Annotated in this window: 26 protein-coding genes; 10 read left to right on the plus strand and 16 right to left on the minus strand. The window is 63.5% G+C overall.

Features of this window, described 5'->3' with window-relative positions; translation table 11 throughout:
• Positions 1-88: 88 nt before the first annotated feature.
• From PMI38_RS08925 to PMI38_RS08940, 4 genes are read right to left on the minus strand one after another with little or no spacing between them, the layout of a single operon-like run.
• A complete protein-coding gene (locus PMI38_RS08925) occupies positions 89-1,081 on the minus strand; it encodes a hydrolase (protein WP_008092942.1) in 993 nt (330 codons plus the stop codon).
• Positions 1,082-1,141: 60 nt separating this feature from the next.
• Complete coding sequence (gene rsmD, locus PMI38_RS08930; protein WP_008092945.1) at positions 1,142-1,756, minus strand: 16S rRNA (guanine(966)-N(2))-methyltransferase RsmD; 615 nt, start codon at positions 1,754-1,756, stop codon at positions 1,142-1,144.
• Positions 1,756-3,240 carry a M16 family metallopeptidase gene (locus tag PMI38_RS08935; protein ID WP_008092947.1) on the minus strand — a complete coding sequence of 495 codons (1,485 nt, stop codon included), beginning with the start codon at positions 3,238-3,240 and terminating at the stop codon, positions 1,756-1,758. The genes rsmD and PMI38_RS08935 overlap by 1 nt, the downstream gene beginning before the upstream one ends.
• A complete protein-coding gene (locus PMI38_RS08940) occupies positions 3,233-4,588 on the minus strand; it encodes a M16 family metallopeptidase (RefSeq protein WP_008092950.1) in 1,356 nt (451 codons plus the stop codon). Before PMI38_RS08940 ends, PMI38_RS08935 begins: the two co-directional genes overlap by 8 nt.
• 232 nt (positions 4,589-4,820) lie before the next feature.
• On the opposite strand from PMI38_RS08940, the gene ftsY reads away from it, so the two are divergent.
• The 4 genes from ftsY to rpoH all read left to right on the plus strand — a co-directional run bounded on the left by ftsY (position 4,821) and on the right by rpoH (position 9,072).
• A complete protein-coding gene (gene ftsY, locus PMI38_RS08945; protein ID WP_008092952.1) occupies positions 4,821-6,413 on the plus strand; it encodes a signal recognition particle-docking protein FtsY in 1,593 nt (530 codons plus the stop codon).
• Positions 6,410-7,081, plus strand: a complete 672-nt coding sequence (ftsE, locus tag PMI38_RS08950) for a cell division ATP-binding protein FtsE (protein WP_008092954.1) — start codon at positions 6,410-6,412, stop codon at positions 7,079-7,081. Before ftsY ends, ftsE begins: the two co-directional genes overlap by 4 nt.
• Positions 7,078-8,106, plus strand: a complete 1,029-nt coding sequence (gene ftsX / locus PMI38_RS08955) for a permease-like cell division protein FtsX (RefSeq protein WP_008092956.1) — start codon at positions 7,078-7,080, stop codon at positions 8,104-8,106. The genes ftsE and ftsX overlap by 4 nt, the downstream gene beginning before the upstream one ends.
• A 111-nt stretch (positions 8,107-8,217) precedes the next feature.
• Entirely contained in the window at positions 8,218-9,072 is an 855-nt protein-coding gene (rpoH, locus tag PMI38_RS08960; RefSeq protein WP_008092958.1) for an RNA polymerase sigma factor RpoH, read from the plus strand.
• A gap of 198 nt (positions 9,073-9,270) precedes the next feature.
• Here the strand turns inward: rpoH and mtgA are convergent, their stop codons facing one another.
• Positions 9,271-9,981, minus strand: a complete 711-nt coding sequence (gene mtgA / locus PMI38_RS08965) for a monofunctional biosynthetic peptidoglycan transglycosylase (RefSeq protein WP_008092960.1) — start codon at positions 9,979-9,981, stop codon at positions 9,271-9,273.
• A gap of 64 nt (positions 9,982-10,045) precedes the next feature.
• Here mtgA and PMI38_RS08970 point away from each other — a divergent pair, with 64 nt between their 5' ends.
• The 4 genes from PMI38_RS08970 (at position 10,046) to trmB (ending at position 12,301) form a co-directional block, all read left to right on the plus strand.
• Positions 10,046-10,417, plus strand: coding sequence for a DUF423 domain-containing protein (locus tag PMI38_RS08970; RefSeq protein WP_008092962.1), 372 nt, complete (start codon positions 10,046-10,048; stop codon positions 10,415-10,417).
• 102 nt (positions 10,418-10,519) lie between these two features.
• Positions 10,520-10,720, plus strand: a complete 201-nt coding sequence (gene thiS, locus PMI38_RS08975) for a sulfur carrier protein ThiS (RefSeq protein ID WP_008092964.1) — start codon at positions 10,520-10,522, stop codon at positions 10,718-10,720.
• A gap of 54 nt (positions 10,721-10,774) precedes the next feature.
• Positions 10,775-11,569 carry a thiazole synthase gene (locus PMI38_RS08980; RefSeq protein WP_008092966.1) on the plus strand — a complete coding sequence of 265 codons (795 nt, stop codon included), beginning with the start codon at positions 10,775-10,777 and terminating at the stop codon, positions 11,567-11,569.
• 9 nt (positions 11,570-11,578) lie between these two features.
• Positions 11,579-12,301, plus strand: coding sequence for a tRNA (guanosine(46)-N7)-methyltransferase TrmB (gene trmB / locus PMI38_RS08985; protein ID WP_008092968.1), 723 nt, complete (start codon positions 11,579-11,581; stop codon positions 12,299-12,301).
• 385 nt (positions 12,302-12,686) lie between these two features.
• On the opposite strand, the gene PMI38_RS08990 is transcribed toward trmB, so the two are convergent.
• The 9 genes from PMI38_RS08990 to PMI38_RS09030 form a co-directional block, all read right to left on the minus strand.
• On the minus strand, positions 12,687-13,013 hold the full coding sequence (locus PMI38_RS08990; protein ID WP_008092971.1) for a DUF3392 family protein: 327 nt from the start codon (positions 13,011-13,013) through the stop codon (positions 12,687-12,689).
• 9 nt (positions 13,014-13,022) lie between these two features.
• Complete coding sequence (gene hemW, locus PMI38_RS08995) at positions 13,023-14,198, minus strand: radical SAM family heme chaperone HemW (RefSeq protein ID WP_008092973.1); 1,176 nt, start codon at positions 14,196-14,198, stop codon at positions 13,023-13,025.
• Positions 14,195-14,791 carry an RdgB/HAM1 family non-canonical purine NTP pyrophosphatase gene (rdgB, locus tag PMI38_RS09000; protein ID WP_043273294.1) on the minus strand — a complete coding sequence of 199 codons (597 nt, stop codon included), beginning with the start codon at positions 14,789-14,791 and terminating at the stop codon, positions 14,195-14,197. The genes hemW and rdgB overlap by 4 nt, the downstream gene beginning before the upstream one ends.
• On the minus strand, positions 14,788-15,222 hold the full coding sequence (locus PMI38_RS09005; RefSeq protein ID WP_008092975.1) for a DUF4426 domain-containing protein: 435 nt from the start codon (positions 15,220-15,222) through the stop codon (positions 14,788-14,790). The genes rdgB and PMI38_RS09005 overlap by 4 nt, the downstream gene beginning before the upstream one ends.
• 22 nt (positions 15,223-15,244) lie before the next feature.
• Positions 15,245-15,865 carry a methionine biosynthesis protein MetW gene (metW, locus tag PMI38_RS09010; protein WP_008092977.1) on the minus strand — a complete coding sequence of 207 codons (621 nt, stop codon included), beginning with the start codon at positions 15,863-15,865 and terminating at the stop codon, positions 15,245-15,247.
• A gap of 7 nt (positions 15,866-15,872) precedes the next feature.
• The gene (metX, locus tag PMI38_RS09015) at positions 15,873-17,012 is read right to left on the minus strand and encodes a homoserine O-succinyltransferase MetX (protein ID WP_008092979.1); all 1,140 of its coding nucleotides are present in this window, start codon (positions 17,010-17,012) and stop codon (positions 15,873-15,875) included.
• An 88-nt stretch (positions 17,013-17,100) separates the two neighbouring features.
• Positions 17,101-17,691, minus strand: coding sequence for a YggT family protein (locus tag PMI38_RS09020; protein ID WP_008092981.1), 591 nt, complete (start codon positions 17,689-17,691; stop codon positions 17,101-17,103).
• Positions 17,692-17,701: 10 nt separating this feature from the next.
• Positions 17,702-18,520 carry a pyrroline-5-carboxylate reductase gene (proC, locus tag PMI38_RS09025; protein WP_008092983.1) on the minus strand — a complete coding sequence of 273 codons (819 nt, stop codon included), beginning with the start codon at positions 18,518-18,520 and terminating at the stop codon, positions 17,702-17,704.
• A 38-nt stretch (positions 18,521-18,558) separates the two neighbouring features.
• Entirely contained in the window at positions 18,559-19,254 is a 696-nt protein-coding gene (locus PMI38_RS09030; RefSeq protein WP_008092985.1) for a YggS family pyridoxal phosphate-dependent enzyme, read from the minus strand.
• A 65-nt stretch (positions 19,255-19,319) separates the two neighbouring features.
• Between PMI38_RS09030 and PMI38_RS09035 the strand changes: the two genes are divergently transcribed.
• The gene (locus tag PMI38_RS09035) at positions 19,320-20,327 is read left to right on the plus strand and encodes a type IV pilus twitching motility protein PilT (protein ID WP_008092987.1); all 1,008 of its coding nucleotides are present in this window, start codon (positions 19,320-19,322) and stop codon (positions 20,325-20,327) included.
• A gap of 115 nt (positions 20,328-20,442) precedes the next feature.
• Here the strand turns inward: PMI38_RS09035 and PMI38_RS09040 are convergent, their stop codons facing one another.
• The gene (locus tag PMI38_RS09040; RefSeq protein WP_008092989.1) at positions 20,443-21,072 is read right to left on the minus strand and encodes a C40 family peptidase; all 630 of its coding nucleotides are present in this window, start codon (positions 21,070-21,072) and stop codon (positions 20,443-20,445) included.
• Between the two features lie 169 nt (positions 21,073-21,241).
• On the opposite strand from PMI38_RS09040, the gene PMI38_RS09045 reads away from it, so the two are divergent.
• A complete protein-coding gene (locus PMI38_RS09045) occupies positions 21,242-21,661 on the plus strand; it encodes an NINE protein (protein WP_008092991.1) in 420 nt (139 codons plus the stop codon).
• 45 nt (positions 21,662-21,706) lie between these two features.
• Here the strand turns inward: PMI38_RS09045 and PMI38_RS09050 are convergent, their stop codons facing one another.
• Positions 21,707-22,405 (minus strand): SPOR domain-containing protein, encoded by a 699-nt coding sequence (locus PMI38_RS09050; protein WP_008092993.1) that lies wholly within the window; start codon positions 22,403-22,405, stop codon positions 21,707-21,709.

Consider the following 22,405-nt stretch of genomic DNA (forward strand, 5'->3'; position numbering starts at 1 on the left):
AAGCCGGCTCCCACAGTTGGATCACTGGCCTTGAACGCTGTAAAGCCCCTGTGGGAGCCGGCTTGCCGGCGATGAGGCCAGTCGAGTTCTACCTGCCCTCGACCAGCCACTGCGGAATCCGCCGCTCCAGGTAGTAAGCCGGATTGCGCAGGCTGCCCTCGACAAACCCCACGTGCCCACCGCGGGCATGCAGTTCGAAATGCGTCTGAGGTGCCAGCTCGCTGACCGTGGGCAGGCTGTGGCCGGATACGAAAGGGTCATCGACGGCGTGGATGATCAGCGTTGGCGTGCGGTTCTCCCCCAGGTAATAACGGCTCGATGACCGGCGATAGTAGTCGTGGGCATCGCTGAAACCGTTGAGCGGTGCGGTGACCTTGCCGTCGAAGTCCCAAAAGGTACGCAAGTTGCGCAACGGCCCCAGGCGGTCGAGTGCAGCCAGGCCCTCATGATGCCCCTGCGCTCGGAAGTGCTGCTGCTTCGACTGCACATACGCCATCATCTCGCGCATGAAATGGGCCTGATAGACCTTGGAAAAACCTTGCCCGATACGGTCGGCGCACTGGTCGAGGCGAAAGGGCACCGAAACCGCCACCGCCGCTTCCAGCTGGCTGGCACAACCGCTTTCGCCCAAGTATTTGAGCAGTACATTGCCGCCCAGCGAATAACCCACGGCATACAGCGGTGCCAATGGACGTTCGGCGCGCAGGTGGGCGACCACCTCGGCCAGGTCCTCGCTGGCGCCGGAATGGTAGCTGCGGGCCAGCAGGTTGGGCTCGCCCGAGCAGCCGCGCCAGTTCACCGCCACGCTGGCCCAGCCACGCGCCTGCAGCGCCTGCTGCAAGCCTTTGACATAGGGTGAGTGGGACGAGCCGGTCAGGCCATGCAGCACCAGCACCAGCGGCGCATCGGCCAGGTGCGGGCCATGCCAGTCGAGGTCGAGGAAGTCGCCATCGGCCAGCCACAGGCGCTCGCGGTTGCGCTCGAGCGCGGGCAGCTTTCGCCACAGCGGGCCCCACAGGGTCTGCAAGTGGGGGTTGGACAGGCCGATGGCCGGGCGGAAGGTGGCAGTGAGACTGGGCATGCTGGGCGACTCGTGTTGTGCCTGCCTAGAGTGCCATGAAACCTCACCGCCGTATCTGCGCTATTGGTCGGTTGAGCTCCGCTGCCACAGCGCGTAGTGCACCTGGCCGGTCTTCTTCTCGCGGTGCAGGCGCCAGTTGCCCGGCAGTTGCAGGGTCGACGGGGCCGCTTCGCTTTCGGTGTAGATCCAGGCCTGGTCGCGCAGCCACTGGTTCTGCTCCAGCAGGTTGCAGACATTGGCCAGCAGGTCCTGGTGGAACGGCGGGTCGAGGAACACCAGGTCGAACTGCTGCTTGGCCGGGCCTTGCAGGTAGCGCAGGGCGTCGGTCTGCAGGATCTGCCCGCGCGGGCAGCGCAGGAGTTCCAGGTTGTTCTTCAGGTTACCGATCGCTGCCGGGTTGCTGTCCAGCGCCACGGCATCCTCGGCGCCGCGGGACAATGCCTCGAGCACCAGGGCGCCGCTGCCGGTGAAGGCATCCAGCACCCGGGCGCCTTCGATATGAGGCGCCAGCCAGTTGAACAGGGTTTCGCGCACGCGGTCGGGCGTTGGCCGCAGGCCTTCGCCTTCCGGTACCGCCAGACGGCGGCTGCGCCATTCGCCGGCGATGATGCGCAGGTGACCCTGGCCCTTGCTTTGGCCCGATTGGGGGCGGGCGGGAGGGTTGGATCTAGGCATTAGTGCTCCGGTACGCCGAGCGCTTGCTCGGCAGGTTTGTCAGTGGGGGCTGGCAGCGGTTTCTGCTGCACGCTTGGGCCAACGGTGACGATCACCAGCTTGTCGGCTGCCAGGTGTTTGTTCATGGCTGTCTTGACCTGCTCGACCGTGAGCGCCTGGGACTGCTGCATGAAGTCCTCCAGCCAGGTCAGCGGCAGGTTGTAGAAGCCGATGGCGCCCAGTTGGCCGACGATGCTCGCATTGCTGGCGTTGGACAGCGGGAAGCTGCCCGCCAGTTCGCGCTTGGCGTCGTCCAGCTCCTGCTGGGTCGGACCGCTTTTCAGGTAATCGGCAAGAATATCTTCAACCAGCTTGAGCGTACCTTCGCTGAGCTCGGCACGGGTCTGCAGGTTGATCATGAACGGGCCGCGCACCTGCATCGGGCTGAATACCGAGTACACGCCATAGGTCAGGCCGCGTTTTTCCCGTACTTCACTCATCAAGCGCGTGCCGAAGGCGCCGCCACCGAGAATCTGGTTGCCCAGCGACAGGGCTGGCCAGTCCGGGTCCTGGCGGTCGATGCCGAGCTCGGCGAGCATCAGGTGCGTCTGCTTGCTCGGGAAGTCGATGTGGGTGATGCCTGCCTTGGGCGCTACCGGTTGGGCCGGTGCCGCCAGTGCCGGGCCTTTCGGCAGGGCGGCGGATACCTGGGCGGCAACGGCTTCGGCTTCCTCGCGGCTGAGGTCGCCGACCAGGGCGATCACGGCGTTGCCGGCAGCATAAGCCTTGGCGTGGAAGGCGCGCAGTTGCTCCAGGGTGATGCCCGGGATGCTCTCGGCAGTGCCATCGCTGGGCTGGCCGTAGGGGTGGTCGCCGTAGAGCTTGGCGAACAGGGCCTTGCCACCGATCTTGCCGGGGTTCTGCTTTTCATACTCGAAGCCGGCCAGCAGCTGGTTCTTGATGCGTTTGAGCGCGTCTTCCGGGAAGGTCGGCTGGCCGGCCACCTCGGCGAACAGCTTCAGCGCGGGCTCGCGTTTGTCCTTGGCGCTCAGGCTGCGCAGCGAGGCCACGGCCATGTCGCGGTAGGACCCGTTGCCAAAGTCCGCGCCGAGGCCCTCGAAGCCTTCGGCAATGGCGGTCACATCCTTGCCGGCCACGCCCTCGTTGAGCATGGCGTTGGTCAGGCTGGCCAGGCCGGGCGTCTTGCCGTCCTGGCTGCTGCCTGCGGCGAAGGTCACGCGCAGGTCGAACATCGGCAGCTCGCGGGCCTCGACGAACAGCACCCGGGCGCCTTCGGCGGTGGTCCAGTTCTGGATGTTCAGCTGGCGCCGGCTCGGTGCCTTGCCGTCCAGTTCGGCCAGCGATTGCAGGGTGTTGGCCGAGCGGGCGGCACTGCTGTCGGCCTCGGAGTGAGCCGGGCGCACCAGGACGGCGGCCACTGTCACCACCAGCGCGATGATGCCCGCGCCGATCAGGGTGTAACGTGGTGCGCTGCGATCACTCATGAGCGGACTCCTCGGGCAGTACATGGGCAACGCTCAGGCGTTCGCGGGTGAAGTAGGTGCGTGCAGCGTTCTGGATATCCTCGGGGGTGACGCGCTTGAGTTCGTCCAGCTCGCTGTCGATCAACTTCCAGGACAGGCCAACGGTTTCCAGCTGGCCAATGGTCGTGGCCTGGCTGCTGATCGAGTCACGGTCGTAGACCAGGCCGGCAATCACCTGTGCGCGCACGCGCTCCAGCTCTTCGGCGCTGGGCGGGGTGGTCTTGAGTTCGTCGAGCAGCTGCCAGACGCCTTTTTCCACATCGGCCAGGGTTTTCTGCTTCTGCACGTTCGGCGTGGCCGAGATCAGGAACAGGCTGTCGCCGCGGGTAAAGGCGTTGTAGCTGGACGAGGCGCCGGCCACCAGTTCTTGACCACGTTCCAGGCGCGCCGGCAGGCGGGCGCTGTAGCCGCCGTCGAGCAACGCCGAGATCAGCCGCAGGGCGTGCACGGTGCGTGGGTCCTTGGCAGTGGCCAGGCCGGGTACGTTGAAGCCGTAGATCAGGCTCGGCAGCTGGGTGCGCACGTGCAGGCTCAGCTGGCGCAAGCCCGGTTCGGCAAGCTCGAGCGGCAGCTTGGCCGGCGGCACGCTGCGTTTGGGGATGGCGCCGAAGTACTTCTGTGCCAGGCCCTTGACTTCATCGGCGGTGACGTCGCCGACCACCACCAGGGTGGCATTGTTCGGTGCGTACCAGGACTCGTACCAGTGGCGCAGCTCCTCGACCTTCATCCGTTCGAGGTCAGCCATCCAGCCGATGGTCGGTGTGTGGTACCCACTGGCCGGGTAGGCCATGGCGCGGAACAGCTCGAAGGCTTTCGAGCTGGGCTGATCGTCGGTGCGCAGGCGGCGCTCTTCCTTGATCACTTCGATTTCCCGGGCGAACTCGTCAGCCGGCAGGCGCAGGCTGGCCAGGCGGTCGGCCTCCAGCTCGAAGGCCACCGGCAGGCGGTCACGGGCCAGGACCTGGTAGTAGGCGGTGTAGTCGTCGCTGGTAAAGGCGTTCTCTTCCGCGCCAAGGTCACGCAGGATGCGCGAGGCCTCGCCGGGACCGATCTTGGCGCTACCCTTGAACATCATGTGCTCGAGCGCGTGGGACAAGCCGGTCTGGCCCGGCGTCTCGTAGCTGGAGCCGACCTTGTACCAGATCTGCGAAACCACCACCGGCGCGCGGTGATCCTCTCGCACGACCACTTTGAGGCCGTTGTCGAGGATGAACTCGTGGGTGGGTTGCACATCGGCGGCGAAAGCCATGAGTGGCAGGCAGAGCGTGCTGAGCAGCAGGCCAGCGGCGCGGCGGGCTAGAGCATTCATAAGGTGTTTAACCTGTTCGGCGGCCCGCAGGGTTTAGCGTCGGCGGGCCAGGAGGTGCTAGGATACTGATCCGGTTGCCTGGCGACCATGCCTGTCGCCGTTCTGGCCCCCAGGCCCATTTAGACAAAACATTGCGCATGAACCAGCCGGATTCAAAATAGTCTGTTCTGCGTTTAGAGAATTCCCGATGCGCCACTGCTGGCCCATCGCTACCCTGAGATAGCCGTCTTCCATGTTTGGTTCCAACGACGACAAAAAAGCGCCGGCCGAGGCTGGCGAGAAAAAAGGCCTGTTCAGCTGGTTTCGCAAGAAGCCGCAGCAACCTGTCGCCGAACAGCCACAAACGCCTGAAGCTCAAGCTGCCGAGCCGGTAGCCGCGCAGCCCGCCGTCGAGCTGCCTGAAGCCGCTCCGGCAGCGCCGGCGGCTGCCGAAGCCCCTGCTGTTCCTGCTGCCCCTGAGGCGCCGCGCACAGTGCAGTATGAGCCGATAGCGGCCCCTGAGCCTGTGCCAGTCACTGTCCCTGCGCCAGCCGCCATTCCTGAGCCTGTACATCAGGCCCCTGTGGAAGCGGACTTGCCCGCGAATGCGGAGCCTGCCCCAGCACAGGTCGAAAGTCCGCCGCCGGTCGTTGCAGCCCCTGAAATCCCGGTTGCTCGCCCCGTTGAGCCGCCCGTCAGCAACCTGGTCCTGCCCGTTGCCGAAGAGCCTGTCGCCCTGGTCCCTGACCTCGAGCCCAAGGCTCCTCCGGCGATTCCTGAGCGCCCGGCGCCAGAGCCCGTCGCTACCGTAGCTGCGGCCCCGGCAGTCGTAGAGCCTGTAGTCGCGTCTTCAGCCGTCATCGAGCCTGAGCCGGCTCCGGTGGTCGCTGCCCCTGCCGCCACCGAACAGTCCAAGCCCGGCTTCTTCGCGCGCCTCAAGCAAGGCCTGTCGAAGACCAGCGCCAGTATCGGCGAGGGCATGGCCAGCCTGTTCCTGGGCAAGAAGGTCATCGATGACGACCTGCTCGACGAGATCGAAACCCGCCTGCTGACCGCCGATGTCGGCGTGGAAGCCACCTCGGCCATCGTCCAGAACCTGACCCAGAAGGTCGCCCGCAAGCAGCTCGCCGATGCCGACGCCCTGTACAAGTCGCTGCAGGAAGAACTGGCCGCGCTGCTGCGCCCGGTCGAGCAGCCGCTGAAGGTCGAAGCGCAGAACAAGCCTTACGTGATCCTCGTGGTCGGCGTGAACGGCGCCGGCAAGACCACCACCATCGGCAAGCTGGCCAAGAAACTGCAGCTCGAAGGCAAGAAGGTCATGCTGGCCGCTGGCGACACTTTCCGTGCCGCCGCTGTCGAGCAGCTGCAGGTGTGGGGCGAGCGCAACCAGATCCCGGTGATCGCCCAGCACACCGGTGCCGACTCCGCTTCGGTGATCTTCGACGCCGTACAAGCCGCCAAGGCCCGTGGCGTCGATGTGCTGATCGCTGACACCGCCGGCCGCCTGCACACCAAGGACAACCTGATGGAAGAGCTGAAAAAGGTCCGTCGGGTCATTGGCAAGCTCGATGCCGAGGCACCGCACGAGGTGTTGCTGGTGCTCGACGCCGGTACCGGACAGAACGCCATCAGCCAGGCCAAGTACTTCAACCAGAGCGTCGAACTGACCGGCCTGGCCCTGACCAAGCTGGACGGCACTGCCAAGGGTGGAGTGATCTTCGCCCTGGCCAAGCAGTTCAACATCCCGATCCGTTTCATCGGTGTCGGTGAGGGGATCGACGACCTGCGCACCTTCGAAGCCGAGCCGTTCGTCAAGGCTCTGTTCGCCGAGCGAGAGCACCCATGATCCGATTCGAACAGGTTGCCAAGCGCTATCCCAACGGCCATGTCGGCTTGCATGAGCTGAGTTTCCGGGCGCGCCGGGGCGAATTCCTGTTCGTCACCGGCCATTCCGGCGCCGGCAAGAGCACCTTGCTGCGCCTGCTGCTGGCCATGGAACGCCCGACCAGCGGTAAATTGCTGCTGGCAGGGCAGGACCTGGGGCAGATCAGCAATGCACAGATCCCGTTCCTGCGCCGACAGATCGGGGTGGTGTTTCAGAACCATCAGCTGCTGTTCGACCGCACGGTGTTCAACAACATCGCCTTGCCGCTGCAGATTCTCGGCTTGTCCAAGGCCGAGATCACCAAGCGGGTGGATTCGGCGCTGGAGCGTGTATCGCTGGTCGACAAGGGCGATCTGTTCCCGGCCGACCTGTCCACCGGCCAGCAGCAGCGGGTCGGTATCGCCCGTGCCATCGTCCACCAGCCAGCCTTGCTGCTGGCCGACGAACCCACCGGTAACCTTGACCCGCGCCTGGCCGCGGAAATCATGGGCGTGTTCGAAGACATCAACCGTCTGGGTACCACGGTATTGATTGCCAGCCACGACCTGGCACTGATCGCGCGCATGCGCCACCGCATGCTGACCTTGCAGCGCGGCCGTCTGATCGGCGATGGGGAGGCCGGGCAATGAGCAATGCACGTACACCAAAGGTTTCCGAACGGGTCGCACCGAAACCTGCCGACCCGCAGCCTGCGAAGAACAAGCGCGGCGAACATGACGATGATGGCCCGGACTTCCGCACCCTGTTGCACGCCTGGCTGGAAAGCCACCGTGCCAGCCTGGCCGACAGCCTGCGCCGCCTGGGCAAGCAGCCGATCGGCAGCTTTTTCACCTGCCTGGTGATGGCCGTGGCCTTGAGCATGCCCATGGGGCTGTCGCTGCTGCTGAAAAACGTCGAGAAGCTCGGCGGCTCCTGGCAGCGCGCGGCGCAGATCTCGCTGTACCTGAAGCTCGATGCGGGCAGCAAGGAAGGCGAGGCCCTGCGCGACGAGATCAAAGGCATGCCGGGCGTGGCAGATGCCCAGTACGTCAGCCGCGAGCAGGCGCTCGAAGAATTCCAGCAGCAATCCGGGCTGGGTGAGGCATTGCGCGAGCTCCCCGACAACCCGCTGCCCGGCGTGGTGGTGGTAACCCCGAGCGAAGTCGACAAGCCGGCGCTCGAGGCGCTGCGTCAACGCCTGGCCGAGCTGCCGCGCGTCGAGAATGCACAGCTTGACCTGGTTTGGGTCGAGCGCCTGGCGGCGATCCTCAAACTGGGCGACCGGTTCGTGTTCGGCCTGGCGGTCATGCTGATTTCGGCCTTGCTGTTAGTAATCGGTAACACAATTCGTCTACACATTGAAAACCGTCGCGTCGAGATCGAAGTGATCAAGCTGGTAGGCGGTACCGACAGCTATGTACGCCGGCCTTTCCTGTACATGGGGGCCTTGTACGGCCTGGGTGCGGGCATGCTGGCCTGGGGGATTCTGGCGTTTGGCCTGAACTGGCTGAACGAGGCCGTGGTAGGGCTGTCCGGGCTGTATGACAGCGACTTTGCCCTGGGCGGTGTGCCAGCATCCGATGGTCTGTCGCTCTTGATCGGGGCGGTCCTGTTGGGGTATATCGGTGCATGGATCGCGGTGGCCCGTCACTTGAACGAGTTGGCACCACGATAGTTTTTTCGTGCCAGCATTGACATTTTTTTCATTTTGGAACTTGTACCGTCGTTCCGGGTCAATGTTGGCAGCGCTCACAAGGCGCGAGTCTAGTAAGTCGGAGGTTCTTGAATGACCACATCGTTGCAACCTGCCTATGCCCTGGTACCTGGTGCGAACCTGGAAGCCTATGTGCACACGGTCAACAGCATCCCGCTGCTGACTGTCGAGCAGGAGCGTGATCTGGCCGAGCGTCTCTACTATGAGCAGGATCTTGAGGCCGCTCGGCAAATGGTGATGGCCCACCTGCGTTTCGTCGTACATATCGCCCGTAGCTATGCAGGCTACGGCCTGGCCCAGGCCGACCTGATCCAGGAAGGCAACGTTGGCCTGATGAAAGCGGTCAAGCGCTTCAACCCGGAAATGGGTGTGCGCCTGGTGTCCTTCGCGGTGCACTGGATCAAGGCCGAGATTCACGAGTTCATCCTGCGCAACTGGCGTATCGTCAAAGTGGCCACCACCAAGGCCCAGCGCAAGCTGTTCTTCAACCTGCGCAGCCAGAAGAAACGCCTGGCCTGGTTGAACAATGACGAAGTGCATCGCGTGGCGGAAAGCCTTGGCGTCGAGCCACGTGAAGTGCGCGAGATGGAAAGCCGCCTGAGTGGCCAGGACATGGCCTTCGACCCGGCAGCTGAAGCGGACGATGACAGCGCCTTCCAGTCGCCTGCGCATTACCTGGAAGACCACCGTTACGACCCTGCCGTGCAGCTGGAAGACGCGGACTGGAGTGACAACTCCACCAGCAACCTGCATGAAGCACTGCAGGGCCTGGATGAGCGTAGCCGTGACATCCTCTACCAGCGTTGGCTGGCGGAAGAAAAGGCAACGTTGCATGAGCTGGCGGACAAGTACAGTGTTTCGGCTGAGCGTATTCGCCAGCTGGAGAAGAATGCGATGAACAAGGTCAAGGCATTGATCGCGGTCTGATTGAGTGCTTGAAGTACTGAAAAGCCGCTGGCCCTTCTGGGGTCAGCGGCTTTTTTGTATTGGCTTTACTGGCCCTATCGCCGGCAAGCCGGCTCCCACAGGTATCCCACTGTCTGAAAGTGAGTGGTGTACCTGTGGGAGCCGGCTTGTCGTGGCGACGAACCGCGGCGATAGGGCCAGAACAGTCAGCAAATCGGCTCAAGGCCTGCGCGAAGCATCCAGTTGCATCAGGTAGCCAGGCCCGCCCAGCTGGCTCATCTGTCGGCGAATCCAGCCCGCGCGGCTCGCTACATAGGCGCTCGGCCGGCTGGCACTCCACTTGATCGGGCTTGGCAGCACGGCCGCCAGTTGTGCCGCCTGTTGCCGATTCAGCCGGCTTGCATCGATTCCAAAGTGGTAACGCGCCGCTGCCTGGGCACCGAATACCCCTTTGCCCCATTCCGCACTGTTCAGGTAGACCTCGAGGATGCGCTCCTTCGACCAGAACAGCTCGATCAGTGCCGTGAACCAGGCCTCCAGACCCTTGCGCAACCAGCTGCGCCCGGACCACAGGAACATATTCTTGGCCACCTGCTGGGTCAGCGTACTGGCGCCGCGAATGCTGCGGCCGCGTTCGTTGTAGGCCAGCGCCGCCTGGATGGCCGGGATATCGAAGCCCCAGTGCGTGGCGAACTTCTGGTCTTCACCGGCAATGACCGCGACCTTGAGCTCGTCGGAGATATTCTCCCAAGGCTCCCAGTCGCGCTGCAGGTCGATTGGTTCGCCACTTACCCACGACTGCACCTTGCGCTCGACCATCAATGCCGTGCCAGGTGGCGGCACCCAGCGAAACACCAGCACCAGTACGATGCTGCCGGCAGCGAACCAGAGCAGGGCGCGGGCGAAGCGGCGAATGATCGATGAAAGCATGGCGATGGCTTGGCCGGACCGGTGGAAGGGGCCATTATACAGACCCGATCCAAGGAGTCGTCCCATGCTTCGCAGCTTCCTGATGCTCGCCGCCTTTTTCGGTTTTACCGGTGTCGCCCTGGGCGCGTTCGCCGCCCACGGCCTGAAAAACCGGTTGACGGCGGACTACCTGGCAATCTTTCACACCGGTGTGACCTACCAGTTGGTGCATGCCCTGGCGATCTTCGGTGTGGCTGTACTCGCGGCGCACTTGCCGGGGCGTCTGGTGGGCTGGGCCGGTGGCCTGTTCGCCCTGGGTATCGTGCTGTTTTCCGGCAGCCTGTACCTGCTGACCCTCAGCGGGCTGGGCAAGCTGGGCATCATCACCCCCATTGGCGGCCTGTGCTTCCTCGCCGGTTGGCTGTGCCTGGGCCTGGCGGCCTGGCGCCTGGGCTGACCAAACGGTCCACAATCGCGACTAATGGCTCCCGTCGCCCTTGGGTAAAGGCGTTGTTCGGCGCTAGAATGCGGGCCCCAAAGAACGATGGTGGCCGTGCGCATGCGCATTCAACTGAACGGTGAACCTTACGAAGTACCCGCTGGCGAAAGCGTCGCGGCCCTGCTGACGCGCCTGGAGCTGACTGGGCGCCGGGTGGCGGTGGAACTCAATCTGGATATCGTGCCGCGTAGCCAGCACGACAGCACGCAGCTGAATGAAGGCGACCAGGTCGAAGTGGTCCACGCCATCGGTGGCGGTTGATTCCGTCCCGGCGACTCACCTGCAAGCCCAGCAACCTTTTCCCGAGGAACAACGATGAGCAACGTTCGTAGCGACAAGCCCTTCACCCTGGCCGGGCGTACTTTCCAGTCGCGCCTGCTGGTCGGCACCGGCAAGTACCGTGACATGGAAGAAACCCGTCTGGCCATCGAGGCCTCGGGTGCCGAAATCGTCACCGTCGCCGTGCGCCGCACCAACCTCGGCCAGAACCCAGGCGAGCCGAACCTGCTCGACGTGTTGCCGCCGGACCGCTACACCATCCTGCCGAACACAGCTGGCTGCTATGACGCGGTCGAAGCCGTGCGCACCTGCCGCCTGGCCCGTGAGCTGCTCGATGGCCACAACCTGGTCAAGCTGGAAGTCCTGGCCGACCAGAAAACCCTGTTCCCCAACGTGATCGAAACCCTCAAGGCCGCCGAAGTGCTGGTCAAGGACGGTTTCGACGTGATGGTCTACACCAGCGATGACCCGATCATTGCCCGTCAGCTGGCCGAAGCCGGCTGCATCGCGGTGATGCCGCTGGCCGGCCTGATCGGCACCGGCCTGGGTATCTGCAACCCGTACAACCTGCAGATCATCCTGGAAGAATCCAAGGTGCCGGTACTGGTTGACGCCGGTGTAGGTACCGCCTCCGACGCCACCATCGCCATGGAAATGGGCTGCGAAGCCGTGCTGATGAACTCGGCCATCGCTCACGCCCAGCAGCCGGTGCTGATGGCCGAGGCCATGAAGCACGCCATCGTGGCTGGCCGCATGGCCTACCTGGCCGGGCGCATGCCGAAGAAACTCTATGCCAGCGCCTCTTCGCCGCTGGATGGTCTGATCAAGTAAGAGCCCCTGATGACTGAACCGCAAGATACGCCGACCACCCCTGACGGCGAAGCGCGCCCCCACCGTCGCATCAAGAGTTTCGTGATGCGCGCCGGGCGCATGACCGAAGGCCAGCAACGCGGCCTGGACCAGGGCGGCCCGCTGTACATCCTGCCGCTGGCCGACAGCCCGGTGGACTACGACCAGGTGTTTGGCCGTTCGGCGCCGCGCACCCTGGAGATCGGTTTCGGCATGGGCCATTCCCTGCTGGAAATGGCCGCTGCCGCGCCGGAGCTGGACTTCATCGGTGTGGAAGTGCACCGCCCGGGTGTTGGCGCACTGCTCAACGGCGTGCTGACCCAGGGCCTGAAGAACCTGCGGGTGTACGACTGCGACGCCATCGAAGTGCTCAACCGCTGCGTGGCCGACAACAGCCTCGACCGTTTGATGCTGTTCTTCCCCGACCCGTGGCACAAGGCGCGCCATCACAAGCGCCGCATCGTGCAGCTGGAGTTCGCCGAGCTGGTGCGTCGTAAGCTCAAGCCGGGCGGCGTGTTCCACATGGCGACCGACTGGGAGCCGTATGCCGAGTACATGCTGGAAGTGATGAGTGCTGCGCCGGGTTACCGTAACCAGGCGGCGGACGGGGCTTATGTGCCGCGTCCGGAAGAGCGACCGATCACCAAGTTCGAGCGCCGTGGTGAGCGCTTGGGGCATGGAGTTTGGGATTTGAAGTTCGAGAAGGTGGATTGATTGGCTGTTTGAGCCTTTCGAGCCACAAGTGCCTGCAGAAATGCAGGCATAAAAAAACCGCCTTGAGAGAGGCGGTTTTTTTATGCGAGCGAGAGGACTGAGTATCCTTCGCTCGGGGTCTTCACCGACAAGTCAGTGGATCAGATGCTGGAAGATTGGCCCGCCAACACGGAGGCCATGGCATATGAAGCGTTTGCTTGATGCGCTGAGCCACGTTTGGAAGCTCATCAGGATCTTGTTCGTACTCAAGACCGCGAGAGATTTCTGTGGGAGCGGGCTTGTCCCGCGAAGAGGCCGGCTCAGCCGCAGCAAGTTGATGGTCAGGGCTTCGCCCTGGTTCGCGGGACAAGCCTCCCACAGATATGTGCAATCCTGTTGCTGTGGCTCACCCCCGCCGATCGGCCACCACGCCAATCAACACCAGCACCACCAACAAAACGGGTGCCAACGCATAGTTGTTGAACTGGCTCAGCCCCTTCACCACCCAGGGCGTGGCATAGATCAGCGCCGCGCCACTGCCGATCATCACCAGCAGCGCCATGAACGGCACACGCAGGGCACCCGCCAGGCCGCCCAGGCGTTGTTCCACCCAGGCCTTGAGGTCAGTGCCGAACAGCACCAGCAGGCAGCCTACCAGGGCCAGGGAAATCTCCGACAGGTTGCTACGGCTCCAGCGGGAAACCGTGGCCAGCAGATCAAGTACCAGATCCATGGGTCATCCTTAGGTCAAGAAATACTGCAGCAAGTCATTGAGGAACAGCTGGCCGCGCGGCGTGGCCACCAACCGATCCGGTTCGACCTGCAAAAGGCCCTTTTGTTCGGCGGCGCGGCGTGCCTCGGCCAGTTGCGCCAGGGGCAGCCCGGTGCGTTGGGTGAACAGCTCGGCTTCCACGCCATCGGTGAGGCGCAGCGCGTTCATCAGGAACTCGAACGGCAATTCATCGACCGGTAGCAGCTTCTCGCCGGCCTTGAAGGGCTTGGCAAGGTTCAGGTAGTCCTTCGGCAGGCGGGTCTTCCAGGTACGCAGGATGCGGCCATCGGCGAAGGTCAACTTGCCGTGGGCCCCGGCACCAATGCCGATGAAATCGCCAAATTGCCAGTAGTTCAGGTTGTGCCGTGCCGGGCGGCCGGGCTGGGCGTAGGCCGACACTTCGTACTGTTTGAAGCCATGCTCGGCCATCAGGGTTTGGCCAGCTTCCTGAATGTCCCAGAGGATGTCGTCTTCCGGAAGCTCCGGCGGCTGGTTCCAGAACACCGTGTTCGGTTCCACGGTCAGCTGGTACCACGACAGGTGCGTCGGCCCCAGGTCGATGGCCTGGCGCAGGTCGCCGAGGGCATCTTCCAGCGACTGGTCCGGCAGGCCGTGCATCAGGTCCATGTTGAAGTTGTCGAAGCCGGCCGCGCGGGCCATGGCCGCTGCGCGGACCGCTTCGTCGCCATTGTGGATGCGGCCCAGGGCCTGCAGCTTGGCGGGCTGGAAACTCTGCACACCGATGGACAGGCGATTGATGCCCGTTTGCCGGTAGGCCTTGAATTTCTCCTGCTCGAAGGTGCCTGGGTTGGCTTCCAGCGTGATCTCGATGTCTGGGGCGAACGGGATGCGTTGCTCCACGCCACGCAGCAAGCGGCCCAGGGCATTGGCGCTGAACAGGCTGGGCGTGCCGCCGCCGAAGAAGATCGACGAAATCGGCCGGCCCTGAACGGCAGCCAGCTCCTGGTCGAGGTCGGTCAGCAGGGCGTCGACATACGCCTCTTCCGGCAGCTCAGGGCCGGCGGCGTGGGAGTTGAAGTCGCAGTAAGGGCATTTGCGCACGCACCACGGAATGTGGATGTACAACGCCAGGGGCGGCAGCGTGGTGAAAGCCACCGCGTCTGGTTGGGACAGCGTTGCGATCATGCCAGGCCCAGACGTTGACGCAGCAGGGCCATGGCGCGGGCGCGGTGGCTGAGCTGGTTCTTATCCAATGGGGCGAGGTCGGCGCTCGAGCAGTTGCGCTCCGGCACCCAGAACAGCGGGTCGTAACCGAAGCCATGCTCACCGCTGGCTTCGAACAGGATGCGCCCTTGCCACAGGCCTTCGCAGAGAATCGGCAACGGATCATCGGCATGCCGCACCAGGGCCAGGACGCAGACGAACTGGGCGCCGCGCTGATCTTCCGGCACATCCTTGAGTGCTTCGAGCAGCTTGGCATTGTTTGCCGCGTCACCCTTGCCGTCGGCATAGCGCGCCGAATAGATGCCTGGCGCGCCGCCAAGGAAATCCACCGCCAGGCCCGAATCGTCGGCCAGCGCCGGCAGGCCGGAAATGCGGGCCGCATTGCGGGCCTTGAGGATGGCATTCTCGACGAACGACAAGCCGGTTTCTTCAGGCTCGACCTGGCTGAACTCACCGATCGAGCGCAGCTGCACCGACTGGCCGAGCATGGCCTGGAGTTCCTTGAGTTTGCCGGCGTTATGGCTGGCCAATACGAGTTGCTGGAAATTCATCATTCGCCTGGGAACACTTCCTGGTTGAAGCTGAGAGAGTTGCTGGTACCGCCGGTTTCGATATTCAGATCGAAGGTGACGGTTTCTGGCTGGTCGATCTTGAACTGGGCGATGTAGTACACCGCGCCTTGTTCGGTGATTTGCTTGAACGACAGCGGGCTGCTGCGTCCGGTCAGGTCCTTGACCGTGCCGCTGACCACCGCCATCGCAGGTTTGTCGGCCTTGAGCACGGCAATATTGAGCACGCCCTGGTTCTTGCTGCGGACAAGGCCGGTGGCCGTTGCCACCTCCGGCGTGAGCATGCTTGAAGTGAATGCACTGTAGTGCACCGTCACGTCGCCAAACACTTCCTTGCGCTCGGGCCTGGCGGCATCGGCAGCCAGTACTGGCAGGGCCAGGCACAGGCTGATCAGGAACAGGGCTAGACGACGCATGGTGCGATTCCTCCGGTGGGCGTCAGACCGCGAGCTGGTGCTCCTGCAGGCCAGGGCTGCTGACGCGATAAATGCCGATTTCACCTAGAAGATTAGGCCAAAGCCGGCCACCCCACCCGTTCCGGTGCAAGTGGTCGACGGCCAGGCGGTCGAGTACCTTGGCGTGGCGTTCATGGCACAGCTCTTCGAAGTCGGCGAAGGTGCAGAAGTGGATGTTCGGCGTGTTGTACCAGGTATACGGCATGAAGTCCGACACCGGCATGCGGCCTTTGGTCGCCAGGTACCAACGGCAGCGCCAGTGGCCGAAGTTGGGGAAGGTGATGATGCACTGGCGGCCCACCCGCAGCATCTCGTCGAGAATGCGGTCGGGGTACTCTACGGCCTGCAGGGCCTGGGTCATGATCACCACGTCGAAGCTGTTGCTGGCGAAGTTGCCCAGGCCCTTGTCGAGGTCTTGCTCGATCACGTTGACGCCCTTGGCGACGCAGGCGGCGATGTTGTCGGCGTCGATTTCCAGGCCGTAGCCGGTGACTTGCTTGCGATCGCGCAGCGAAGCCAGCAGCTCGCCACTGCCGCAGCCCAGGTCGAGTACCCGGCTGCCGGCGGGAATCCAGTCGTGGATGATTTCCAGATCGGCTCTCATGCTGTCCTCAGATGGCGATGCGGTTCATGTAGTTCGAGAAACCCTGCATGTAGCGAGGCGTCGGGATCAGGAAGGCATCGTGCCCATAAGGCGAGTCGATCTCCAGATAACAGACGTTCTTGCGCGCAGCCATCAGAGCGTCGACGATCTCGCGCGAGCGGGCCGGCGAGAAGCGCCAGTCGGTGGTGAACGACATGATGCAGTAGTTTGCCGTGACGTCGGCCAGGGTGGCTGCCAGATCACCGCCATGGGCCGCAGCCGGGTCGAAATAGTCCAGGGCCTTGGTCATCAGCAGGTAGGTGTTGGCGTCGAAGCGCCCGGAGAATTCTTCGCCCTGGTAGCGCAGGTAGCTTTCGACCTGGAACTCGACGCTGTGGAAGTCGTAGTTGAGCTTGTCGCTCTTGAGCTCACGGCCGAATTTCTCGCCCATCGAATCGTCGGACAGGTAAGTGATGTGGCCGACCATGCGCGCCAGCATCAGGCCGCGCTTTGGAATCACGCCCTGGTCCTGGAACGAGCCGCCATGGAACTCCGGATCGGTAAGGATGGCCTGGCGCGCCACTTCGTTGAAGGCGATGTTCTGTGCCGACAACTTGGGGGCCGAGGCGATGTCGACGCAATGGCGCACGCGGTCAGGGTAAGTGATGGTCCATTGCAGTGCCTGCATGCCACCGAGGCTGCCACCGACCACGACGGCCCATTGCTGGATGCCCAGGCGGTCGGCCAGGCGCACCTGGCTGTGCACCCAGTCTTCCACGGTCAGTACCGGGAAGTCGGCGCCATAGGGCTTGCCGGTGGCCGGGTTGACGCTGCTCGGGCCGGTGCTGCCATTACAGCCGCCGAGGTTGTTCAGGCTGACCACGAAGAAGCGGTTGGTGTCGATCGGTTTGCCAGGGCCGATGCAGCTGTCCCACCAGCCCGGCTTGCGGTCGGTGGTGGCATGGTAGCCCGCGGCATGGTGGTGGCCGGACAGGGCATGGCAGATCAGTACGGCATTGCTGGCGCTGGCGTTCAGGCTGCCATAGGTCTCGTAGACCAGCTCGTAGCTGGCCAGGGAACGGCCACAAGCCAGGGCCAGCGGTTCATCGAACCGGGCAATTTGCGGTGTAACCAGACCGACGGAATCTTCGGGAAGGACAGTGGACATCGACCCTGCTCACGCTTGACGGAGGCGTAAGTCTAAAGAGCGCTACCCCCAGCGGCAAGCAATGGCTTGCCGCCAGGTGCACGCGGGGTCAGATCATCCGCCACAGTTCCTGTGGCATGCCGGCGTAGGTGGCCAGCGGAGGCATGACGAACGACTGGATCACCTGGATCGCCAGGAAGGCGAAGATCGGCGAGATGTCCATGCCGCCCAGGTTCGGCATGATGCGGCGGAACGGTGCCAGCACCGGTTCGCTGATCTGGTAGGCCAGTTCGGCTGCCGGGTTGTGGCTGTTCGGCGCGACCCAGGAGACGATCACCATGACGATCATCGCCACCCAGAAGATCTTCAGGAACAGCGAGGTGATGCCGATGATCGCCCACATCAGCAAGTGCAGAACATCACCAAAGGTGCCGTAGGTCACCATCAGCACGAAGCCCATCAGCAGGGCCTGGATGACGACAGACAGCAACAGCGACGAAGTGTCCAGGCCGCCGACGCTGGGGATGATCCGGCGGATCGGCTTGAGCAGCGGCTGGGTGGCGCGCACGGCGAACTGGCACAGCGGGTTGTAGAAGTTGGCTTTGACCAGCTGCAGTACAAAGCGCAGCAGAACGATCACCAGGTACAGGCTGACCAGGGTTTGCACCACGAAGATCGCGGCGCCTGACAGTGCATTCATCAAGAACTCCTTATTTGCCCAATTGCTCGGCCAGCTCGGCGGAACGCTTGGCCGCAGCCTCCAGCGCCTGCTCGACGATGGCCTCGAATGCGTTGCCCTGGAACGACTTGATCGCCGCCTCGGTGGTACCGGCAGGCGAAGTGACGCGGCGGCGCAGTTCGGCAGCGTCGACGTCGCTGGCCACAGCCATGCGCGCAGCGCCCAAGGCCGTCTGCAGGGTCAGTTGCGAAGCAGTTTCGCGCGGCAGGCCGAGTTTTTCGCCGGCAGCGGTCATGGCTTCGATCAGCAGGAAGAAATAGGCCGGGCCGCTGCCGGAAACGGCGGTGACGGCATCGAGCTGTTGTTCCTGCTCCAGCCACAGCGCAGTACCGACAGCCGACAGCAGTTGTTCGGCCTGCTCGCGCTGTTCGCTGGAAACTTCGGCCGTTGCATACAAGCCGCTGACCCCCTGGCGCAGCAGGGCCGGGGTGTTGGGCATGCAGCGCACCACCGGGCGGGCACCGAGCCAGGCTTGCAGGCTGGCGCAGGTGATGCCGGCGGCAATGGAAACGATCAGCTGGCCGTCTTGCAGGTTGGGCTGCAAGGCCTGGCAGACGGCTTTCATCACCTGTGGCTTGACCGCCAGGACGATCACGTCGGCACCGGCGATGGCGCTGGCATTGTCTTCGAAGGTTTCAATTCCATGTTCGGCCTGCACCCGGGCGCGGGTTTCGGCGCCCGGGTCGCTGGCGCGGATCTGCGATGCGTCCAGGCCTTGGGCACGCAGACCGCCGATCAGGCTGGCGGCCATGTTGCCGGCGCCGATAAAGGCAATACGTGTCTTGCTCATGTCAGGTCCTTGAGGGAAAGAGTGAGTAAAGCATGGAATCAGACAGGGTCGCTGGCAGGGTAACTGCGTGCGCCGAACAGGGCGGTGCCGATGCGTACCCAGGTCGCACCTTGGGCAATGGCCGCTTCGAGGTCGTGGCTCATGCCCATGGACAAGGTGTCCAGACCCAGGCCCAGGCGTTCCTGCAGCTGGCGCAGGCTGGCAAAGGCCGCCTCCTGTTCGGCGCGGTCTTCGGTTGGCTCGGGGATCGCCATCAACCCACGCAGGCGCAGGTTGGGCAGCGCAGCCACGGCGTTGGCCAGTGCTGGCAGGTCGGCCGGGGCACAGCCCGACTTGCTGTCTTCGCCGCTGACATTCACCTGCAGGCAGATGTTCAGCGGGGGCAGGCCTGCGGGGCGCTGTTCGGACAGGCGTTGGGCGATCTTCAGGCGGTCCACGGAATGTACCCAGTCGAAATGTTCGGCAATCGCTTTGGTCTTGTTCGACTGAATGGGGCCGATGAAGTGCCAGATCAAGGGCAGGTCGCGCAGTTCGCCCTGTTTGGTCAGCGCTTCCTGAAGGTAGTTCTCGCCCACGTCGCGCACGCCTGCGGCATGGATTTCGCGGATGGCGCTGGCCGGTTTGGTCTTGCTCACCGCCAGCAACTGGATGCTGGCCGGGTCGCGTCCGACGGCCCGGGCTGCGCTATCGATGCGCTCGGCGAGGGCGGAAAGGTTGTCTGCTATGGTGGACATGGATCGATGCCGTCGGCTCTGGGTTCTGCGGCATTCTACCTGCTTGATGGCCTTTGGGGAGTCTCATGGACGTGACCGACCTGCTGGCCCGGGCTGTGGAGGCAGGGGCGAGTGACCTGCACCTGGCCGCGGGCGAAATACCGATGCTGCGCCTGGATGGCGAGTTACGACGACTGGAGCTGCCTGGCCTGCATCCTGCGGCCCTTGACGATGGCCTGACGCCGTTGCTTGGCGATGGCCAGCGGCAACAGTGGCAGCAGGGGGATGAGCTGGACCTGGCCCTGGAGCTACCGTCACTCGGGCGCTTTCGTCTGAACCTGTTTCGCCAGCGCAATGGCCCCGCAGCGACCTTCCGCGTGATTCCAAAACGCATCGCGACAGTCGATGAACTGGCGCTGGAAGAAGTGTATCGAGCTATTGCGCAGCATACCGATGGCCTGATCCTGATCGGGGGGCCAACCGGTAGCGGCAAGTCCAGCACCTTGGCGGCCCTGATCGATCAGCTCAATCGTGAGCGGTGCTTGCACATCATCACCCTGGAAGACCCTGTCGAAGTTATCCACAGCGGCCAGCGCAGCCTGGTCAATCAACGGGAGATCGGTCGGCACTGCCGTGACTTCTCCCAGGGCTTGCGCAGTGCGCTGCGTCAGGACCCGGATGTGATCGTGATTGGCGAATTGCGAGACCTGGAGACGATTCGTCTGGCACTGCGTGCCGCGGAAACGGGGCATCTGGTGCTGGCGACGGTGCATACGCGCTCGGCGGTGAGCAGCATCGACCGACTGGTGGAGGTATTTGCCGCAGAGGAAAAACCCTTGGTGCGGGCGATGTTGGCCGAGTCGCTGCGTGTGGTGGTGGCGCAGGTACTGCTCAAGCGGATAGGCGGTGGCAGGGTGGCTGCAAGGGAGGTGCTGGTGGCGACGGCGGCGGTACGCAACCTGATTCGCGACGGACGCATGGCCCAGCTGTGTTCGGTGATGCAGACGGGGGCGGCGGAGGGGATGCGGACGATGGAGGGGGCGATGAGCCACCTGAAGATCAACGGACTGATCGAGCCTTGTGTGAGGCCTTAGGGCCCTATCGCCGGCAAGCCGGCTCCCACAGATGCATCACAGGCTTCGAAAGCTGTGTAGTACCTGTGGGAGCCGGCTTGCCGGCGATAGGGCCGTAACAGGCGACTGAGGGCTATCAGCGTTTGGCCAGGGCCAGCTGCTGCTGTTCCTTCGGCAACACCCGCTTGGCGACAACATAGTGCTTCTGCCAGTAAGGCTTGCTCAGGTTGTCGATGCTCACCCGCTTGCCGCGACGCGGTGCGTGGATGAAGCGGTCGTTGCCCAGGTAGATGGCAACGTGGTTGACCCGACGGCTCTTGATATTGAAGAAGATCAAGTCGCCTGGCTTGAGGTCGCTTTTCGCCACTTTCACGCCGTGGCCTTGAGCCATGGCGTTGGAAGTGCGCGGCAGGTCGACGTCAGCCACGTCGTTGAAGGCGTATTTGACCAGCCCGCTGCAATCAAAGCCCCTTTTAGGGCTGCTGCCACCCCATACGTACGGCGTGCCGAGCACATTGACGGCACGGCTGAGCACGTCGCTGCTCTGCTTCGGCGACATCGCGGCTACGGCTGGCAGGTTCTGGTCCTTGGCCGAAGCGTTTTGACGTGCGCGCAGCGTCGTCTGTTTGACCGGGGCGTGCTTCACCGAAGTGTTGCTGGTGTAACCGGTGAAACCGTTGGGAAGACGTTGCTCACGATTGGTGGCGTGGGCGGCCAGGGGCAATAATAGGCAGAGGGTCAGCCATGTCTTGAACAAAGGCGGCATAGATGAAGCTCTTTATGAATGTTTTATGTGTGTTGGCGGGCAACTTTATAACAGCTTTTTGATCAATTTTTGATCCGTTGGTCGATTGTCATGGTGCCATGCGTCGGCCAGCAGCGAAAAAGTCACATTTTTTTTAAGAAAATTTTTGGATAACCCAAGAGGGCTACGAATGAACAGTTATCAACAGGGAGCGCCGTATCACGACACCCACAGCAAGGTGATCGGCTACCTGCTCTGGATTTTCGGCTTTACCGGTTCGCACCGCTTCTACTACGGCAAGCCCATCACCGGCACGATCTGGTTCTTCACGTTGGGGCTGCTGGGCATCGGCTGGCTGATCGACCTGTTCCTGATTCCGTCGATGGACCGCGAGGCCGACATGCGCTTCCAGTCCGGGCGCATCGACTACAACATCGCCTGGCTGCTGTTGACCTTCCTCGGCATCTTTGGCGTGCATCGGCTGTACCAGGGCAAATGGATCAGCGCGATCATCTACTTCTTCACCGGCGGGTTGTTCCTGGTGGGGGTGCTGTATGACTTCTGGACGCTGAACGGCCAGGTCTCCGAGGTCAACGCCGAGCGTCGCTGAGGCAGAAAAAAGGCCTTGTCGCATCGCGCGGCAAGGCCTTTTTCTTTACTGGCGGGTTTGCCGCTGTTGCAGCAGCAGGTTGCTGAAACCTGCCCCTGCCAGCTGCTTCTGCGCCCCGGTCAGCTGTTCACGGTTGCTGAACGGGCCGACCAGCACGCGGTACCAGGTTTCATCCTTGACCGTCCCCGACTCGACCTTGACGGCCTGGCCCAGCAGGATGATCTGTGCGCGCACCTTGTCGGCATCTGCCTGCTTGCGGAACGAGCCCGCCTGGAGGAAGAACTGCGTGGTCGCTGCCGGCTTGATCACGGGCGGCGCCGGAGGTGGCGTCTGCCCCAGCAAGGCGGCCTGGGCGCGCGCCGTGTCGATCTTGGCGGCTTCCGCTGGGGTGACCGGGGTCACCGGTTGTGCCGGCACCGGTGGTGTCTTCTCGGGCACGGCCTCCGGCGGCACGATGACCTCGGACTCCGGCAGCAGGGTGTAGAAGTCGTACTTCGGCTTCACCGGCTGCTGCGGCGTGGCAGCGGTGGACTTGCCAGCCTCGGCCACCTTCTCCGGCTTCTGTTGCTCGGGCTTGGCGCGCTTGATGTCGCCACCACCAGGCTCGAGCTTCATCAGGAAGACGATGAAGGCGCCGACGGTCAGGCCGACCGCCAACCATACCCAGCCGGGAATCGGCTGTTTGGCCGGTGCCTGGGTGCGGCTGGCGCCGCGCTTGGGTGCTGGTTTTTTCTTGGCAGCCAA

The sequence above is a fragment of the Pseudomonas sp. GM84 genome (genome assembly GCF_000282535.1).
Taxonomy (GTDB): Bacteria; Pseudomonadota; Gammaproteobacteria; order Pseudomonadales; family Pseudomonadaceae; genus Aquipseudomonas.

Coding starts and splice junctions, on each gene's coding strand:
- rpoH (WP_008092958.1), top strand. CDS start 8,218: ATGACCACATCGTTGCAACCTGCCTATGCCCTGGTACCTGGTGCGAAC.
- rsmD (WP_008092945.1), bottom strand. CDS start 1,756: ATGCCTAGATCCAACCCTCCCGCCCGCCCCCAATCGGGCCAAAGCAAG.
- PMI38_RS09020 (WP_008092981.1), bottom strand. CDS start 17,691: ATGAATGCACTGTCAGGCGCCGCGATCTTCGTGGTGCAAACCCTGGTC.
- ftsX (WP_008092956.1), top strand. CDS start 7,078: ATGAGCAATGCACGTACACCAAAGGTTTCCGAACGGGTCGCACCGAAA.
- PMI38_RS08990 (WP_008092971.1), bottom strand. CDS start 13,013: ATGGATCTGGTACTTGATCTGCTGGCCACGGTTTCCCGCTGGAGCCGT.
- PMI38_RS08980 (WP_008092966.1), top strand. CDS start 10,775: ATGAGCAACGTTCGTAGCGACAAGCCCTTCACCCTGGCCGGGCGTACT.
- PMI38_RS08935 (WP_008092947.1), bottom strand. CDS start 3,240: ATGAGTGATCGCAGCGCACCACGTTACACCCTGATCGGCGCGGGCATC.
- metW (WP_008092977.1), bottom strand. CDS start 15,865: ATGAGAGCCGATCTGGAAATCATCCACGACTGGATTCCCGCCGGCAGC.
- ftsE (WP_008092954.1), top strand. CDS start 6,410: ATGATCCGATTCGAACAGGTTGCCAAGCGCTATCCCAACGGCCATGTC.
- PMI38_RS08925 (WP_008092942.1), bottom strand. CDS start 1,081: ATGCCCAGTCTCACTGCCACCTTCCGCCCGGCCATCGGCCTGTCCAAC.
- rdgB (WP_043273294.1), bottom strand. CDS start 14,791: ATGATGAATTTCCAGCAACTCGTATTGGCCAGCCATAACGCCGGCAAA.
- PMI38_RS09035 (WP_008092987.1), top strand. CDS start 19,320: ATGGACGTGACCGACCTGCTGGCCCGGGCTGTGGAGGCAGGGGCGAGT.
- PMI38_RS09030 (WP_008092985.1), bottom strand. CDS start 19,254: ATGTCCACCATAGCAGACAACCTTTCCGCCCTCGCCGAGCGCATCGAT.
- metX (WP_008092979.1), bottom strand. CDS start 17,012: ATGTCCACTGTCCTTCCCGAAGATTCCGTCGGTCTGGTTACACCGCAA.
- PMI38_RS08940 (WP_008092950.1), bottom strand. CDS start 4,588: ATGAATGCTCTAGCCCGCCGCGCCGCTGGCCTGCTGCTCAGCACGCTC.
- hemW (WP_008092973.1), bottom strand. CDS start 14,198: ATGATCGCAACGCTGTCCCAACCAGACGCGGTGGCTTTCACCACGCTG.
- mtgA (WP_008092960.1), bottom strand. CDS start 9,981: ATGCTTTCATCGATCATTCGCCGCTTCGCCCGCGCCCTGCTCTGGTTC.
- trmB (WP_008092968.1), top strand. CDS start 11,579: ATGACTGAACCGCAAGATACGCCGACCACCCCTGACGGCGAAGCGCGC.
- PMI38_RS08970 (WP_008092962.1), top strand. CDS start 10,046: ATGCTTCGCAGCTTCCTGATGCTCGCCGCCTTTTTCGGTTTTACCGGT.
- PMI38_RS09045 (WP_008092991.1), top strand. CDS start 21,242: ATGAACAGTTATCAACAGGGAGCGCCGTATCACGACACCCACAGCAAG.
- PMI38_RS09005 (WP_008092975.1), bottom strand. CDS start 15,222: ATGCGTCGTCTAGCCCTGTTCCTGATCAGCCTGTGCCTGGCCCTGCCA.
- proC (WP_008092983.1), bottom strand. CDS start 18,520: ATGAGCAAGACACGTATTGCCTTTATCGGCGCCGGCAACATGGCCGCC.
- thiS (WP_008092964.1), top strand. CDS start 10,520: ATGCGCATTCAACTGAACGGTGAACCTTACGAAGTACCCGCTGGCGAA.
- ftsY (WP_008092952.1), top strand. CDS start 4,821: ATGTTTGGTTCCAACGACGACAAAAAAGCGCCGGCCGAGGCTGGCGAG.
- PMI38_RS09040 (WP_008092989.1), bottom strand. CDS start 21,072: ATGCCGCCTTTGTTCAAGACATGGCTGACCCTCTGCCTATTATTGCCC.